This is a genomic window from Paenibacillus sp. strain BS8-2 (assembly GCF_054483835.1).
The window spans coordinates 1,259,072-1,276,956 of the sequence record NZ_CM137010.1 but is presented as its reverse complement, the minus strand read 5'-3'; the positions used below and the strand labels follow the sequence as shown (position 1 = coordinate 1,276,956).

The window sequence follows — 17,885 nt, the reverse complement described above, 5'->3', positions numbered from 1 at the left end:
AGTGTGAGAAGAGTAGACAAGCTGCTAAAGGTAAGTATTTCATTGCTGTTGGTATGTTCCTTCTTTAACGGCATTGTGGGTGCTAATATGGCGTTTGGAGCGTTGTCAGACCAACCGAGCAATGAGGGGACCGTGGAGCCTTATGAATATGCGGATCTGACGGAAGCCGTTGCGGCAGGCTGGAATTTCGGCAATGAGACAGCTGCAGCGCCGTGGTCGATCGTTGACGAAGAAGGAACTAATGACACCAAAGCTTTGTATAACAGCAATGCAAGCGCAGCCTATTCGCCAGCCTATAATAACAGCAGCGTCTCATGGAACACTTGGACCGATTATGCCGCTGAGGTGAACGTGAGAGTGCCCGCTTGGGCAGACAACACGATGGAGCGTGTAGGGATCATTATACGAGGAGATATGAATGGGAAAAGCTCCTATTTGTTGGCCTATGACCATAAAGGCGGGAACGGAAATCAGGCGCTGTCCATTCAGAAGAGAGATTCGAACGGATATGGAACAGCTTTGAAGACAGTATCAGGTGCGAATGTGCCTGATCTGGCGCCTGATACGTATTTTAATCTGAAGCTTGCAGCGACGGGGAGCCAGCCAGTTGTGTTGAGGGGTTACCTGAACGATGTGGAGCTGTTGACCGTTGTAGATGACTCGGATACGCCTTATACATCGGGGCGCCCGGCAATTATGACCAACAAGCAGAATGCTTACTTCGATGACTTATTTATTCAAGCGGTCACCGTCAATCAAGCGCCTTCCTGGGCTAGCGGCGCACTTACTTCGGAGCAACACATGGATCATCTTCGGTTAAGCTGGTCCGGTGCTATCGACGATCAGGGCGTGTCGGGGTATAAGGTATATCAGGACGGCCAATTATTGCAAACGGTTACAGAGTCGACGTATGCACTGTACGATTTGCAAGAGGACCAATCCTATACGTTTAAGGTTGAGGCTGTCGATGCCGAGCAGAGCGAATCTTCGGATGGTCCCAGCTTGACGGTGACCTACGGGCAGCACATCCAGCTTGCCGCTCCGGAGCAAGTAAGGCTGAATGCAAGAACGGATACTGCGGCGCTATTGACATGGTCTCCGTCTGAGGATGAGATAAGCGGCTATCATATTTATCATAACGGTGTTCTCATTGACGATGTGGATGCCGCGACGACCCGGTTCACCCTAACGGGTCTTACGGCAAATGCGGAACAAACGATTGCGGTAACGGCCTATGATCCATATGGCCATGAATCGGAGCCGGGCAGCGTTGTTTTTGTAAATCATGTTTCGCAGCAGCACGAGGAGGGCTGGGAAAGCCTCCATATGGGAGCTGGAGGTCAGATTCAAGGTCTTGCCTTGGATCCCAATAGACCCGGCCGCATCTATCTGCAGAGTGATATGGAGGGCAACTATCGAAGCGATGATTACGGCAGAAGCTGGCTGTACATTGGCGCAGACCTGAATAACGGGCTGTCGCTTACGGCTGCGGTGGAGCCGGGCGATGCTGACCGGGTATACGAAGGCGGCATTATGGGCATGAACATCTCGGATGACGCCGGCTTGTCCTGGAGAGAGGTGCCGGAGCTTCGGGCGGTTTCCATTGCTTCCATCGTGATTGATCCTCACAATACCAATAACATCTATGCGGCGACAGGCTGGCATAACAAGACAGCAAGTCAGCTCTCGACCTTCTCCCAGCCCGCGCAGAGTATGACAGGGGCAAGAGTGGTCTATATGTCGAAGGACCGCGGAGCCAGCTGGACGACTGTGCCTTATGAACAGCAGTCGGGTAATAAGCATGTTTATTCTCTTGTTATTAACCCCGCTGATGGGGATGAGCTGTACCTTGGAGGCGATGCAGGCGTATACCGGTCAATCGATGCAGGGCAGAGCTGGAGCAAAGTAGCACCTCCCGCCGATTCAGTCGCCTACAGCGGTATGAGTCAAGGCGTTGCAGTATCGCCGGACGGTCAGTATATCTATGCAACTTATAAAACGGCTGACGAAGTGAAAACGAACGGAAGCATTACAACCCCCTTGACCTACAGTGTGTTTGTCGCCCGCACGGATAGTCTGGAATGGACAAAGCTTGATGAGGGCCTTACATTTGCAGTTTCCGAAACCACCGACATTGGAGGCTCAGTCACTTATTCTGCTGCCGGAATGGATTTCTGGAAGCCGGTCATGGATCCCCGTTCTACCGCGACGCAGCATAAATTAATAATAGGCACATTAAACAAAGCGTCGGCGGTGTACGAAGGAACATTCGAGATTGATCAGGATGGCCATGCAACGGGAAGCTGGAAGAAGATCTATCATCTTGATGGCATTGTAAATGCGGAGGACTCCAATCAAGCCTGGCAATATGATATGGGATTGGCGACATTCTGGGGAGCCGGGCCGCTAAGCCGCCATTATACGTATACCCCTGCCTCTTGGCCGGACAGAGAAGTGCTGCTGGCTGAGAGACAAACCGTATATGGAGGCGATCCTGATTCTCCATATACAAGCTGGGAGCTGATAAGCAGCAAGCAAGCGTATACGTACACAGTGGGCAATGAATCGTTTACCTCGTATACCTCAAGAGGCGTACAATCTACATTTAACTGGAATATGGATACCTACGGCAATTATGTCGTACAGGCGCAAGCGGATAATGCCTGGCTGGAGAGCTGGGATTACGGATACTCATGGACACAGCCGGCCGAGGATAATCGCAAGGCGAATGCAGACTCGGTAAGAATTATTCCGTTAGAGGAACCAATCGTTCTGGTAGGCGCGGCGCTGGGAGCGGTGACCAACCGCAACAACAGCACCATGTACGGCAAGCGATTGGGTGATCTCACGCCTAACAATGAGCGCTGGGAGCAATTATCCGGACAGACAAGGGATGAGCTCGGCAATACTATAACGTTAGCTACCGTTCCCTATAAGAGAATCAACAGTATTGCATACGATCCGTTACAGCCCAAGCGTGTAGTGCTCGGCACCGACGACGGGTTGTATATGACAGAGGATATAGAAACGTTTATGGATACGCTGGATGTGAGTCAATACGACTTCACGCCGGAAGCGCCTTTTGTCGAAATTAATGACAGTCAGGTGGATCAAACCTCTGTCCGCTATGTTGAATTTGATCCATACAATAGCAATGTGTTGTATACAATGGCAGGAAGCAAGGGGATATTCAAAGGAGAATACGCCAACGATAGCTGGACTTGGACTCGCGTATTTGACAAAGGCGGCTCAGGAGGCGATCTTCGCTTTGATATGTCCGTATGGGGATATCAAGGGGCTACGTATATGCTCGTCAGTCACTTGGATACGCTCTACTTATCGACGGACGGCGGTGCAACATGGACCGAAGTGATGAATGATAAACAAATTATTGCATCCAAGAGCAATATCTGGTGGGATACTTCGATTATGACGCTTGATTTGGGAACAGTTGCGGGATATGAAGACTACTTGTTCGTATCGTCGGGGACTAAGGATTCCAAAAAAGGGTATGCAGCGTTTATTGGAAAGCTTCAGCAGGATGGAACCGTTATATGGAGGGAATGGACAGGGACGCCGGGAGAGGAAGGCTACCTGGAGTATCCGCATGGTCGAGCAGCCAGCTTCCATGAGGTGGATGATAAGGTGTATGTCTATATTGCAACAACAGGAGCAGGCTTGTGGCGCAAGGAAGTGATCGGGCAGGCAGTTCGTTCACCTCAGCCGGAGGTGCCGTTTACGATTGTTCGAGTTTCGCCACGCGGCTCGGCGGAATGGGTGGATGTCAACGATACGATTGTCATCTCTGCGAATAAAGCTATTGCTCATGTCGACATAAATAGTATTCAGATTCAGGGACCGGATGGCAATGTGCCGTTTGCGTATTCGATAGCCGGCAAGCAAGTCACAATGACGCCAAGCCGTCCCTTGACCGGAGAAGCACGTTATATCGTCCATCTGGACGCAGGTTCGATCACTGACTCCAATGATAAAGGATTGACCTACAAGCTTTCCTTTGCCTTTACAACCAAGAAGGCGCCAGCGACAGAAGGGGGAGGATCCTCCGGATTAATTGTACCGCCTGCGCAACCCCCGCTAGTCGTCGAAGTGGGGGCCGACGGCAGCATGACCCTTCGAGTGCAGACGACAATAAATAAGAATCAGGTAGCAGCAGCCAAACTGTCCGCGGAGGATTGGGGCAAGGTGCTGCAGCAGGCACAATCGAATGGCAATCAACAAATGACGATACAGCTGCCACCAAGCGAAGGGGCAGAGGGATATGCCTTAGAGCTCCCTGTGGCGTTCTTTCACTCAGATATTCGTGTGGAGCTTGCCACGGCAGTCGGCACGCTTCGACTACCTGATCATCTAGTAGACAGCCAGTCGATTCAGGAATCAGATTCCATTACGATATCGATCCAAGCAAACGAAACAAACGGCAAGCCGGCGATTACGCTGCAATGGACGACAAGCGAGCTTGCGGAGCTTGGACCACTCCTAAGAGGAGTACCGGTTGCCATGCAATATCAACCAACGGGCACTGAGCTGGCCAATCCGGATTGGATTGTTGTTCAACGAATCGATAGCGACGGCGTGCGGTCGCCCGTGCCTTCTGGTTATTATGATCCGGAAGCAGGAGTGATCCGATTTATATCGGATGGCTCTGGCACCTATGTTGTTTCGTATGTCAGAAAGTCGTTTGAAGACATCAGCGGTGTTGCCTGGGCGGAGCATGCTATCGAGGTGCTTGCGGCAAGAGGCGTAACAAATGGAGTAAGCAGCCAAGAATTTCATCCCCATGCACCAGTTACAAGAGCTGACTTTATGGTCATGCTGGTGCGGGCTCTCGGACTTAAGGCGCCAGTAGATCATTCCTTTACTGATGTTGCCGAGGATGCCTATTATTACGAAGCGTTAGGCATAGCCAAAGCGCTGGGTATTGCACAGGGCGGGGTTCAAGCTGATTATCGTCCCAATGAGACGATAACCAGGCAGGATATGATGGTGCTGGTGGATCGAGCGTTGCGTTTGGCCGCAGATAGGCCACCCGTCACAGGCTCTGATGAGCTTGACCGGTTTACCGATGCGGATAATGTAGCCGATTATGCTGTGAGCAGTGTTGCAGCGTTAGTGCAGGCGGGGATCGTCCAAGGCTCCGGTCAGCAGCTGAATCCACTTCATACTGCAACCAGAGCGGAGGTGGCGGTGTTAATCTATAAGTTGATCCGGTCGCTCTAGAGACGACTTAGGCAAGATGCAGGAAGTACGATTGTATTTCCTGCATCTTTTTTAAGAGAACGCTAGGGATGCATAAGCTTCTGCAGCTTATCCGGATTTCGTGAAAAGACAAGACAATAATAGGAGGAATGAAATGATGATCACAAAAGCGTTCCGTATTTGGTTAGTTGTTCTGTTGCTGCTGTCTACCAGCGCAAGCTTGGCGTCTGCCACTGGCTGGGAATCGCTTAATCCTGGCGGAGGCGGGCAGGTGCAATATGTATATCCGGATCCCAATACACCCGGAAGAGTGTTCTTCTTAAGCGATATGGAGGGTCTATATAGAAGCGATAACTACGGCGCAAGCTGGACCAATGTCAATCATACCTTGAAGCACAATATGGTATTTGTGATAACAGCAGTGCCGGGACAACCGGACAAGTACTTCCTTGGCGGGATGAATGGATTGTTTGTATCGAATGACGGGGGGATAAGCTGGGCCAAGGTCATGTCGCCTAATCTCCCGGATCCGCTTGCCGTGGCGGCTATTACCATTGATCCCAATCAGCCCGACCACATTTACATCGGCCATAGCTGGTATAACAAGGACGGTCAGCTGGCTTCCTTTAATGATCCGGATCAAGTAAAAGACGGACCGAGATATGTCTATTACTCCAAGGATGGAGGAACAACCTGGTCCAAAACCAAATATGAATCAACGGATGGCTACAAGCAGCTCTACCAAATAGCTACCGATCCGGCGAATAGCGATATCGTATATTTAGCTGCGGATGCAGGTGTGTATCGTTCCACGAACGGCGGCACAAGCTTCTCTCAGATTACAGCGCCAGCGGGCACATCTGGTCAATCCAGAGGTCTTGTATTATCTCCGGACGGACAGTTCATCTATGCCGTGTATGTAGACCAGTCCGATCCGAAGCTTAACAGGCTCTACTCTGCTGCAACGTCAACCACTGCCACAGCATATGCCTGGACGGACCGGTCGACCGGATTGGCTACAGGCAACAGCAATGGCGATGATTACTGGATGCCGGTCATGGATCCACGCTCCACCAATAGCGAGCATCATATTTTGCTCGGTCAGTTATATGGGACAACAGGACTGTACGAAGGGAGCTTCGCGGTGAACGCGGGGGCCATTACGTCCCATGCCTGGTCACTGGTGTTCGATCAATCCGGCAGAAACGGCTTCTCCTATGATATGGGATGGAATACCAAGATCTCTACGCCGCTGGTGCGACACTATCAATACACGCCAACAAGCTGGCCGACGCGGAGGCTGTGGATATCGAATCGGCAAACGGTATTCGAGGGGGATCCCTCCCAGCCTCTTACAAGCTGGACCTACAAAACTACCGCATTGTACAACACAACGAACGGGGTAGACACGTATCAATCGACCGGCATAGAATCGACCTTTAACAACGATTTTGTCATGTACAACGATTATATGATACAAGCGCAAGCGGATAACGGTGTAGTTGAAAGCTGGAATGCCGGCGTATCCTGGGCGCAGGTCCCTCCCGTATCCCCTAAGCTGGTGAGCAATGGCGACTCCCTTGAGATTACAAACACGACACCGCCGCTTGTTATTTTGGGAGGCGGAAGCGGCTACGGGGGGAATGTGACGGAATCCTATATTCATATCAAAAAACTGCAAACGCTTACTCCGAATGACACCTGGAGCTATGCTGCCGGCGGATCGACCAATAAAGCGGGCATCAGCGGCACGGCGCGCACCTATTCCATTGCAGCCGCCCCAACGAATCCAAGCAAGGTCTATCTAGGCAGATCCAATGGTGTATTCATGACGGGCAACATTATGGGCATCGCCAACGGAACAGGATCGTTCTGGAGTATTGGAGGTACTGCGCTAACGAATAAGAACGTTCGCAGGCTTGAGGTGGATCCCGCCGATGAAAATATACTGTATGTGCTTTCTTCTGCGGGGACCTACAAGGGAGTTAACCAATCCGGCACCTGGACCTGGAACAGCATTCATCCGACAGCCGGCTCAGGCGGCACCCATACCGATATGGCGGTATGGAGCGATGGAACGACTACGTATATCGCGTTATCAAGCGGCACGGCTTTATATTTAAGCAGCGACGGGGGAGCCAGCTGGGAAACGATATTGATGAATTCCGATATCCCTGCACTCACGGCGCGCTCCTGGTGGGACAGCGACAACATGTTATTGCAAATGAATGGGCTGGCCGGCTCGGGCAACCGTATATTCATCCATGCTGCGGTGTACAGCTTCAAGAAAGGTTATGCCTCCTTGCAGGGAGTGATCGGTACAGATGGATCCGTGACCTGGAGCGATATAACGGGTCAGTACTCGGATGGTGAATATCTATATATGCCAAGTGCCAAGCGGGCAAAGGTTATTCATGCCAATAACAGCGACTATTTGTTTGTATCCACACAAGGCAGCGGGCTTTGGAGAAAAAATATAAGTGCAGTGACTACTGAAATCATGCCGACAGATGACGCCAAAGTACAAAATGGTTCCAATGCAAACAGTAATTATGGATCCGGCAAGCTGCTTGAGGTGAAGAACGGGAGCAATGACAAGAGGATGTCTTATTTGAAGTTTACGGTTTCCTCCGCATCTGCGATTATAGAAGCAAAGCTGAGGCTCAAGGTCAGTTCAGTATCGGCGAACGAGAGTCTGGTTGTGTCGCGGGTAAACGATAATGGATGGACGGAGGGCGGCATCATCTGGAATAACAAGCCGGCCGTGAGTACGCCAATTTACACGCATCCGGTCGTCACAGGCGATGTAGGAACGTGGCTGACAATTGATGTATCCGATTATGTGACGGGGAGCGGGGTGTATAGCTTTGCACTGGAGGGGGCAGCTGGCGGACTGTTGAAATTTGATTCCTCTGAATCGTCGGGCAATAGCCCGGTGCTTATTATAACGGAATAACGATAGAGAAAGCAGACCCTCAACCATGTCGATTGGCATGGCTGAGGGTCTGCTTCATGCAATGAGGTATTGTGCAGTCAACAGAAATCAGTTTTCTGAGGACAAGAACTGTAATCCACGCACATCGTCATTCCGGCATTCTCTTTCTATAATTTAAGGGTTAACAGAATGGATATAGAAACCGTGGAAGGGCTGTGATTCATATAGACACATTGTCGAGACCGAATATTGTGCTCATCACCATGGACGAATGCAAGTACAACATGCTTGGCTGTTATGGGAATGAGGATGCCGTTACCCCGCATATGGATCACTTGGCAAAGGAGGGTATGCGCTTCCAACATTCGTATTGCACATTTCCTAAATGTGTGCCGTCTCGCGCGGCATTAATGACAGGCAGATATCCCCATGTAGAGGGGCATCGAACGTTGCCTGGATTTGAAGTGAGCCGGGGGGAGAATAACCTTGTTCAAGAACTGAAGAGGCTTGGATATCGCACCGCTATGTTCGGCAAGAATCATACGCTTCAAGCTGATTATTGCAACGAATGCTTTGACGAGTGCCATACCAAGCAGCCGGGTCTGGATGTGCCTTGGGAGCGGCGCTTGGATGAAGTAGACGATGGTTTGTTCCGTGCTTTTTATCGCGGTCCCTTTAATGTGATCGATGAGATGACGGATACCATAGCGACCCGAGCGGGCATCGCTTTTCTCAATAAACAGACATCATCAGAACCCTTCTTCTTACTAATGAATTACAATGCGCCGCATCCTCCCTATACAGACATCGACCCTTTTATCGCCTTGATTCGAGACAAGAAGATCAAGCTGCCGGCTAGAGAACAGCTGGATGCCGCACCGGATCTCTTGAGAACGTACCGACAGGTGTATGATCTTGAAGGACTCTCCGAGGCCGACTGGCGCAAGGTGGTGGAGGCCTATTACGGAATGGTCAGTTATGTAGACGATCAAATCGGGATGCTCCTGCAGCAGCTGGAAGATAACGGGATGAGAGATCAAACCATTGTAATTCTAACATCTGACCATGGCGATTTCGCAGGGGAGCATGGCGCTGTGGAGAAGTGGGATACCATGTTCTATGACTGCCTGATCCGCGTACCTTTGATTATTCGATATCCCGGACAGCTTCTGAGTGGTCAAAACACGGATGCCATGGTTGAGAATATCGATATTGCGCCTACTATTCTGGATCTCTGTGGCTTGGAGGTACCGGATTGGATGCAGGGCCGTTCGCTCCGCGGTGTACTTACGGGAGCTGAGACCAGCCATCGGGATGCGGTGTTCTGCGAAGGCGGCGTAGAAGAGAAGGCGCTTGTAAGAACGGCGGCGTTGGACAGCGAAGAGCATGCCAGAAGACATCCCAATTACCATTGGAAGCAGCAGCTTCTGGTAGAGCATCCTTGGACCTTGAGTCGCTCAAAGATGATTCGTACGCGCAAGTGGAAGCTGGTATACCGTGTCAATGGCATGAAGGAGTTGTATGACCTGGAGCATGATCCAGAGGAGTGGCACGATATTTCGGGCTTGGAGGGCAGCCAGCCGATTATCTATGCTTTAATGGAGCAATTGCTCCATTGGGCCATAACAACTGAAACGGATTACCCGCCTATCAAGAAATTAAATTCATAACATGTTGGATCCATTAGATTTAATAAGGAGGTTGTATTGTGGGCTACGCAACCATCACGTATAAAGACTACCTGGATAAGGTATATGGCGGCTGGTATGGCAAATGTCTCGGCGGTGCAGCAGGTGCACCCGTCGAAGGGATTAAGAAGAAGATTGAAATTGAGGATTTCAGAACGATTATGAAGCCTGAGCTTCCTAATGACGATCTCGATTTGCAGCTATTGTGGCTGGATGTCATCGAAGAGAAGGGGCCGCATCTGACTTCGCGGGATTTGACCGAGGCATGGCTCGCAAAGTGCTGGTATCCGTTCAGCGAATATGGGTATTTTATGAAAAATGCACGCAGAGGCATCGCGGCGCCGCTGTCAGGGACCTTCAACAACAGCTTCTTCAAGGAAGGCATGGGGTGTCCCATCCGGTCAGAAATTTGGGGCTTTATTTATCCCGGACAGCCGGCACTTGCGGCGGCGTTTGCCAAGCTGGACGGAGAATTGGATCATGCGGATAATTCGGTATGGGCCGAGCAGATGCTCTCTGCTATGGAGAGTATGGTATTCCTGGAGTCGGACATCCACGCCCTGCTGAATATCGGGCTTGCTTATGTTCCGGAGCATAGCACCTTGTCCCGCTGTATTCGTATGGTTATCCGTTATCATAACGAGCATCCTGAGGACTGGGAAGGCTGCCGCATGCGAATTCTACGCGACTTCGGGCATCCCGACTTTACCAATGTAACTCAAAATATCGGCATTACCGTACTGGCCTTGCTGTACGGCAATAAGGATATGAGCAGGACGATTCAGATCGCCTTGCAATGCGGATATGATGCCGATTGCACCTGTGCGACGGCTGCGGCCATTCTGGGCGGCATGATCGGCTTTAAGCAACTGGATGCCGAACTGGTTGCCCTGATTCATGATCGGTTTGTGTGCGGCATTGATGTGCAGAGACGAAGCGACAGTGTATATGATTTGTCCGAGGATACTTGCCGTGTCGGGGTATCTCTGCTTCAGGCGGACTCCCCTTTGCAAATAACCGATATACCAGACGGTCTGTCTGTATGGCAATGGCCGGCGCCGGCGGTTGAAGGCATTGCCCTGCAGGTGGAGTACGGAGGCGTGCCGTCAGTCGGAGCGGGCGACAGCGTACCCCTTACTATTAAAGTAAAAAATAACACTTCCGCCTTAATTGAAGGCTCCGTTGTTGTCGGCCAATTGCCGGTCGGGTGGCACACCGAAGCTGACAGACAAGCGGTAAGTCTCCAGCCTGGCGAGGAAGCAGTCTTGACGAACCGGGTTTATTGTCCTTCACATGTGACGGAAGTAAGTCAGAGCAATCTGCTGACCGCAGACTTTTATCATCATTCCGGTTCTCGGCTATCAGGGTTAACCTTTGGCATTGCAGGTTCGTCGGTATGGAAGGCATACGGTCCCTATTTCGATATGCTGGACAAAGAGGATGATCCAGGAACGCCATCCCCGCACGGAGAGGGCTGCGTGTTGCCGACTCTGGAATGTATGGTTAATAATGAAGCCTCGCTGGAGAAGCCTTATTTGGAAGAATCGTTTGAAGCTAGTATTGCTGATGCGCCTGCCGCGCGAGTCCACGCCCATGAAGACAAGCTGCCTATCGAGGATTATTTCCAACTGGCGGGCCAATATTGCTTGTATCTGGAGCAAGAGCTGCTCTCGCCCGATGCCAGAGTGATATGGCTTGTCATTGGTAATTCCGACGGCTTCAAGCTATGGGTCAATGGAGAGCTATATTTGGCAAAGGATGAGACTCGGTTATGGACCCCATACAACAATGCCGTCAGGGTAAAGCTGCAGACAGGCTCCAATCGAGTGACGCTTAAGCTGCTTAAGCGGACTAAGGAATTGGAATTTAGTATCGGGGCTAGAAAGTATGAAGGCGATCATTGGCATAAGAAAGAATGGATAACAGATCTCAGCTATGGCATGTAGGGGGGGCGTCCATGACAAACGCGAGGAAGCAGCCTAATATCGTCATTATAATGGTTGATCAGCAGCGATACGATTGTTTGGGTTATAGTAAGGATTATCCTGTGCACACGCCTCATCTCGACGCGCTCGCAGCTCAAGGGATGTGGTTCGAGCAAGCTTACACTCCCATTCCGCTATGCAGCCCGGCGAGGCAAGCCTTTATTGCCGGCAGGCGGGCCGAGGCGCTGGGGACGCTGTGGAATTACGACCTCGGACCCCGGATTCCGCCGCTGGAGCCTGATGTGTATGCATGGCCGCGTGGTCTGCAGGCGCTGGGATATAAGAACGGTTATATAGGCAAGTGGCATGTTCATCCTGCCGCTTCGCCTGCTGCATTCGGCTACGATGAGTATATTAGCGAATTTCAATATGAACAATATCGCAGAGAGAAGTATCCAGATACAACATGGAAGGAAGGTTTTGTTGGCGAGGTGGATCCTGTCCCGCTAGAGGACACAGAGACGCATTGGCTGACTCAGCAAGCCATTGACAGGATGAAGAACTATGCGGCAGATGGAGGTCCATGGCATCTTCGTCTGGATTTGCGGGAGCCTCATCTGCCTTGCCGTCCTGCAGAGCCGTTTGCTTCGATGTATCATGCTGAAGAGATTCCGATGTGGCGCAGCTTTGGGGATACCTTTGACAATAAACCATACATCCAGCTGCAGCAATTGATCAATTGGGAAGTAGAAGACTGGACTTGGGAGCAATGGGCGCCTATTGTCGCCAGGTACTACGGAATTATCTCGCAGGTGGATGATGCGATTGGGCGGTTTATATCCGAGCTCGATCGTCTGGGACTGCGTGAAGATACTCTCGTTATCTATACAACGGATCACGGAGACATGTGCGGTGGTCATCGTATGATGGATAAACACTATGTGCTGTATGATGATATTGTGCATGTGCCCATGATTGTCAGATGGCCAGGCGTTGTGACTCCAGGCAGCCGATGCGACGCATTTGTCTATAACATGCTTGATCTTCCTCCGACACTGCTCGAGGCGGCAAACTGTGAGCGGGTGCCGGACTTTATGACTGGCCGCAGTCTGATGGACTTGCTGGAGAAGGGGCAGGCCAAGGATTGGAGAGAAGAGGTTGTCGCAACCTATAACGGCCAACAATTCGGGCTCTATACCCAGCGCATGATTAGAACTAAGGAATGGAAGCTAATCTGGAATTTAACCGATGTGGATGAGCTCTATCATCTTACGGATGATCCAGACGAGCTTCACAATAGCATTCATGACCCGGCCAACAAAGAAATGATCGCCTATTTGCGTCACCGGCTATACGATATTCTGAGCAGCGAAGGGGACACGCTTGTACAGAATCAGTGGATGAGAGACCAGTTGTTGCGGGGGCGCAAACGATGACGCAGCCCTTCAGCTGGCAAGTTATGACCAAAGGCTCCTACACAAGTGTAACTTTATCCAACAACAGCACTGGCGCAAGTGTCACTCTTGTACCTGAGCTGGGCTTCCAGGCCGTGTCCTATCAGGTTGACGGGATGGAATGGCTCCAAGCTCCGCAGGATCTGGAGGAGCTTCAAGCTTCCCCTACGAAATGGGGCATTCCCATTCTGTTTCCTCCCAATCGTGTCAGCAAGGAAATCGAAGTAGAGGGCCGGAGATTCTGCTTTCCGCAGCCAGCAGAGGGCGTATATATGCATGGCGAGCTATGCAAGCAGGCATGGCCGATTGTAGAGGTGGGATTGTGTGATGCCGAGGGCGTCGCCGTTACAACCAGACAGACCTTCCATCAGTATCCCGGAACGCAGCCACCGATGCCATGTCAATTGGATATTGTTTTTACCTATCGGCTGAGCAATAGCGGGCTCCGCCTGGAAGGAAAGCTATGCAACCATGGAGCGTACGGACTTCCCGTTGGCGTAGGTATGCACCCCTACTTCAGGCTGCCCGATGCTGGAGCGGAAAGTGTTCAAGTACAGATTCCCGCCATTGCGGAATGGCCGATTGGACATAGCGGGTTTATCGAAGGACAACCGCGGCATACCCCTCTTTGCGAGCAATTGCATACAGGAATCATGTTTAACGATCTCCCGCCCCAAAGCGGCTACAGGCTGTTCTCGATGAGGGACGGCGTTAACCATAGTCATATTTCATATAATGAGCGGAAGAAATGCCTTAGGCTTACAACAAGCGAGCAGCTGAGCCACATTGTATTGTTTGTTCCGCAATGGACAAGGGCCATATCATTAGAGCCATACAGCTGTGTGACGGACGCGTACCATGTGCCGCTGCCTTGGGAGGACACGGGAGCTCGTCTATTACAGAAGGGCGACTCGCTATTATTTTTTATGGAGATAGCTGTAGAGGATATGTAAGATTTGCGGCAGTCGGCGGTCTAAGAATTACCGAAAGTTGCAGCTGAATTCGACCTAATAAGAAGACATACAATCCCGGAAGATGGGAGTGAATGTCTTCTTTTTTGTTACGCGAACCGCCAAAGAAAAAAGCGTAAGTTCTTCAGTGGCCTCATAGGAAGCGGTGTCTTTTTTCACGAATAGGGAAGCATATGGCGTGGAGCCCCTGACTAAAAACTGTCACCCTAAACAACAAAAAGCGTCATACGCAAGGCTTCTTCTGATGGGTTATGATAGAAGTGGCGAAGTGTATCCGCTTGCCTCATAGTCAACCGGGAAAGGGCTGAGCTTCCGCGCTTATGGTAATGAAACGGCTGAATAACGTCACCTTCAAGAATAGAATTATCCTTATTTTCCTAATAAGCAGTTTGGCTCCGTTTATTTGCTTGGGCCTAATCTCCTTCTACACGATCGACTCCATCATCGGCAACAAGGTGGAGAGCGCGCTCCAAAGCAATCTCAAGCAGGATATCATTACGCTTGAGAATACGCTCAACAACTTGAATCACGTCTCGCAGCAGCTTGCATACGGTGGCAGCACGAACCGCTTGATCGAGGAGCTTGTGGCTGTGTCGGAGCCGTACGAGCGTCTGCGTCTCAATAACGAAATTCGGAGCGAGCTCAATAATATTACGTTTTCCAATCCTAATATCGGTCTATGATGTATTACGATATGGATATCAATACGTACGAGTTCGAGAACTTCGGAATTCGAGGTGACTTCGATCCCGCCAAGCTGCCGATGCTGGCGGAATATCCGGAAATTACTTACTACGGGCAACAAATGTAAGCGACAATGGTGCGTCGAGGCGGCAAGGTGAGCGAATGAAGCACAAATGTAAGCTATAATGGTGCGTCGACCCGCTAAGGTGAGCGAATGAAGCAAAAATGTAAGCGACAATGGTGCGTAGACCAAAGTCAAAAGCATGGCGGCACTATCCTTCACATTGCCGGGTATGCCCTTGATCTATTCCGGTCAAGAGGCTGGGCTTGATCGAAGACTGCTGTTCTTCGACAAGGATGAGATAACGTGGGAAGACTTGCCGCTGCAATCCTTCTATCAACATCTGATCCAGCTCAAGCATGACAATCCAGCACTGTGGAACGGCAGCGCGGGAGGCGAGTTTCACTCGCTGGAAACCCTCGACAAAGGACTTCTAGCCTTCGAGCGCAGCAAGGATGATAACTCGGTTGTTGTCATTATGAATTTGTCCGCCGAACCCGTCGCATCCACAGTAAAATTAGGCAGTTCGGCGGGCAGCTATCTGGCGGCAAGCGACGGCTCCATTGTTACGCTTGCAGCGGAACATGCTGTAACGTTCGCGCCATGGGCATACGAGATTTATATAAAGCAGTAGGCATTCTGTGTTTCGTGACTCAGGGCATGTTTAGTCGGCAGCTTAACAATAAAGCAGGCGCCCTGTGGACGATCTACCAGGGTCCCTGTATTGTGTTCTTGCTGAAGCTCGATGGTGCCCCCGTGCAGCTCGACAATCTTGCGGGTAATGGCGAGGCCGAGACCGCTGCCGCCGACGGTGCGATTGCGCGAAGAATCGGCCTTGTAGAATCGCTCGAACACGCGCTCACTCGATTCGGACGAGATGCCGGGACCGGTATCCTGCACGGTCACGAGGATGTGCTTCTCCGACGATGCCATGCTTATTACAACCGCTCCGCCTTCCGGCGTGAATTTAATGCCGTTCGTCAGCAAATTGGTCCAGACGACGCTCATTAATTCCGCGTCCGCTATGAGCGTCATCTCCTCCGCGCGCAGCTCCACATGGAGTGACTTACTCCGCCAAGCCGGCTCACATGCGAGCAAAGCTTCCCGCAGCTGGCGATCCAAGCGGTACGGCATGGGACGGAATGGATGCTGCTCGGCATCCAGCGCCGACAGCTTCAGTAGATTCTCGCTGATCTTCGATAACCGATTGCTCTCTTGTTGGATAATGCCGACGTAGCGCGACTTCTCATCTTCCGTAATGTCGGTTGAACGAAGCGCTTCTGCAAAGCCGTGAATCGAGGTTAGCGGCGATTGAATTTCGTGAGAGACGTTGGCGACAAAATTCTGCCGCATCGTTTCGATCCGCGATAAACCATCGGCCATCGTATTCATGCTATATGCAAGCGCCCCTAGTTCGTCCTTGCGCCTTACCGGGAGACGAACGCTGAAGTTGCCCGCGGACATCTGGAGCGCGGCGTCGTTGATTGTCTTGATTGGACGGACAAGGAAGCGGGCTGCGAACAGGATGAGGATGGAGCCGATGATGAGTAGTGACATCAGCAATGCGGCGGCTGTTAGGATGAAGTTGCTGTTCCGCGGATAACGGTTATGCTGCAAGAAAATCGACCATTGCTCGCCTCCCTGCGTCACCAGCCTGCCAATCGCTTCGCCTAGCGACGGTGACGGTAACGGCATTAGTCGACGAACACCCCAGGACCATACAGGCTTGTCGCTGTTAGTATCACTAGTATCGCGTTCAACCCGATCACTTTCCTCAGTCGCGTCTAGCGTCCACGCCTCCCGCAGTCCGTCCTCGCTTTTGTTATCTGATTGCAGCCATTCCATTTTTCTGGTCGATTGTATGCCTTCAATCCGCCTTTGGAGTTCTTCGGCATGTTCGCCTACGGCGATATGCTCCCCTGTTGTACTGACGGCGAGTATCGATACTTCCTCCATGTCAGCGATTTCTTCGAGAAAACGGGGCAACGAAGAAGGTTCCGCTACATTATGCAGCTGCCGGATCCGTTCGAAGGCGTCGTGATAATTTTGATTGGGTGATCCATGTGATTGTTGAAATATCTGGTTCGTGAGCAGAAAGGCGAGAGCGATGCTGAGCACGACAACCAGCAAGAAGGTGGCGACGATTCGGACGTAGAGACTGCGTATCATCCAGCGTGCTCCAATCGGTAACCTAGCCCTCGGACGGTTTCAATCCGGAAGCCGAAGCGCTGTTCGGGGAATCGGTCGCGGAGCCTCTTGATATGCACATCGACGGTACGCTCATCCCCCTCGTAATCGACCCCCCATAGCTGCGTAATGAGATCCTCGCGCGAGAAGGTTTTGCCCGGATAGCTGGCCAGCCTGAACAGAAGCTCGAATTCCTTGGGCGGCAAGGATAGGGATGCGCCATCCGAGCAAATGCGGAAATCCGAATAGTTCATACGAATACTCCCCAGCTCCACGCTCTGCGAAACGGTAATCCGGTATCGCCTCAGCAGCGCCTTCACACGGGCAATCAGCTCATGCGGATCAAACGGCTTGACCATATAGTCGTCCGCTCCGAGCTCAAGCCCCTTCACTTTATGTACGGTCTCGCCTTTGGCTGTAAGCAGAATAAGCGGGATGTCGTACGCCCCGCTGATCGCAGAGCAAAGTGACCATCCGTCCATTCGAGGCATCATAATATCGATAATGGCCAGATCCGGGCGGATAGACTCCAGCCTCTCAAGCGCTTCGACACCATCCGCCGCCTCCACAACCTGATGACCGTCTCTGCGCAGGAACAAGCCGATTAATTCGCGTATGTGGGGATCATCGTCGACAACAACGATTTTGGGCATCGTACGTCCTCCGCTCTATGTGGTCTATAACAAATGGTATATTTTTCGGACTGAATCGAGCGTACACGAACAAGCTTAGACAAAGCTGAACGCAAGATGAAAGGAAGCTG

General features: G+C 51.4%; 10 protein-coding genes. 8 read left to right on the top strand and 2 right to left on the bottom strand.

What is annotated here, in order from left to right:
- Positions 1-3 precede the first annotated feature (3 nt).
- The 8 genes from ACX1C1_RS05525 to ACX1C1_RS05490 all read left to right on the top strand — a co-directional run bounded on the left by ACX1C1_RS05525 (position 4) and on the right by ACX1C1_RS05490 (position 15,569).
- Entirely contained in the window at positions 4-5,238 is a 5,235-nt protein-coding gene (locus tag ACX1C1_RS05525; RefSeq protein ID WP_458956132.1) for an S-layer homology domain-containing protein, read from the top strand.
- A 133-nt stretch (positions 5,239-5,371) separates the two neighbouring features.
- Positions 5,372-8,173: a CBM96 family carbohydrate-binding protein gene (locus tag ACX1C1_RS05520; RefSeq protein ID WP_458956131.1), complete on the top strand. Its 2,802-nt coding sequence runs from the start codon at positions 5,372-5,374 to the stop codon at positions 8,171-8,173.
- A gap of 194 nt (positions 8,174-8,367) precedes the next feature.
- Positions 8,368-9,822: a sulfatase-like hydrolase/transferase gene (locus tag ACX1C1_RS05515; RefSeq protein ID WP_458956130.1), complete on the top strand. Its 1,455-nt coding sequence runs from the start codon at positions 8,368-8,370 to the stop codon at positions 9,820-9,822.
- Positions 9,823-9,860: 38 nt separating this feature from the next.
- Positions 9,861-11,786, top strand: a complete 1,926-nt coding sequence (locus ACX1C1_RS05510; protein ID WP_458956129.1) for an ADP-ribosylglycohydrolase family protein — start codon at positions 9,861-9,863, stop codon at positions 11,784-11,786.
- A gap of 11 nt (positions 11,787-11,797) precedes the next feature.
- Entirely contained in the window at positions 11,798-13,201 is a 1,404-nt protein-coding gene (locus tag ACX1C1_RS05505; RefSeq protein WP_458956128.1) for a sulfatase-like hydrolase/transferase, read from the top strand.
- Complete coding sequence (locus ACX1C1_RS05500) at positions 13,198-14,172, top strand: aldose 1-epimerase (RefSeq protein WP_458956127.1); 975 nt, start codon at positions 13,198-13,200, stop codon at positions 14,170-14,172. The genes ACX1C1_RS05505 and ACX1C1_RS05500 overlap by 4 nt, the downstream gene beginning before the upstream one ends.
- Before the next feature lie 338 nt (positions 14,173-14,510).
- A complete protein-coding gene (locus ACX1C1_RS05495) occupies positions 14,511-14,873 on the top strand; it encodes a hypothetical protein (protein ID WP_458956126.1) in 363 nt (120 codons plus the stop codon).
- Between the two features lie 264 nt (positions 14,874-15,137).
- Positions 15,138-15,569, top strand: coding sequence for a DUF3459 domain-containing protein (locus ACX1C1_RS05490; protein WP_458956125.1), 432 nt, complete (start codon positions 15,138-15,140; stop codon positions 15,567-15,569).
- On the opposite strand, the gene ACX1C1_RS05485 is transcribed toward ACX1C1_RS05490, so the two are convergent.
- Positions 15,554-17,104, bottom strand: coding sequence for a sensor histidine kinase (locus ACX1C1_RS05485; protein WP_458956124.1), 1,551 nt, complete (start codon positions 17,102-17,104; stop codon positions 15,554-15,556). The genes ACX1C1_RS05490 and ACX1C1_RS05485 overlap by 16 nt on opposite strands.
- The gene (locus ACX1C1_RS05480; protein WP_458956123.1) at positions 17,101-17,775 is read right to left on the bottom strand and encodes a response regulator transcription factor; all 675 of its coding nucleotides are present in this window, start codon (positions 17,773-17,775) and stop codon (positions 17,101-17,103) included. The genes ACX1C1_RS05485 and ACX1C1_RS05480 overlap by 4 nt, the downstream gene beginning before the upstream one ends.
- Between the last annotated feature and the right edge of the window lie 110 nt (positions 17,776-17,885).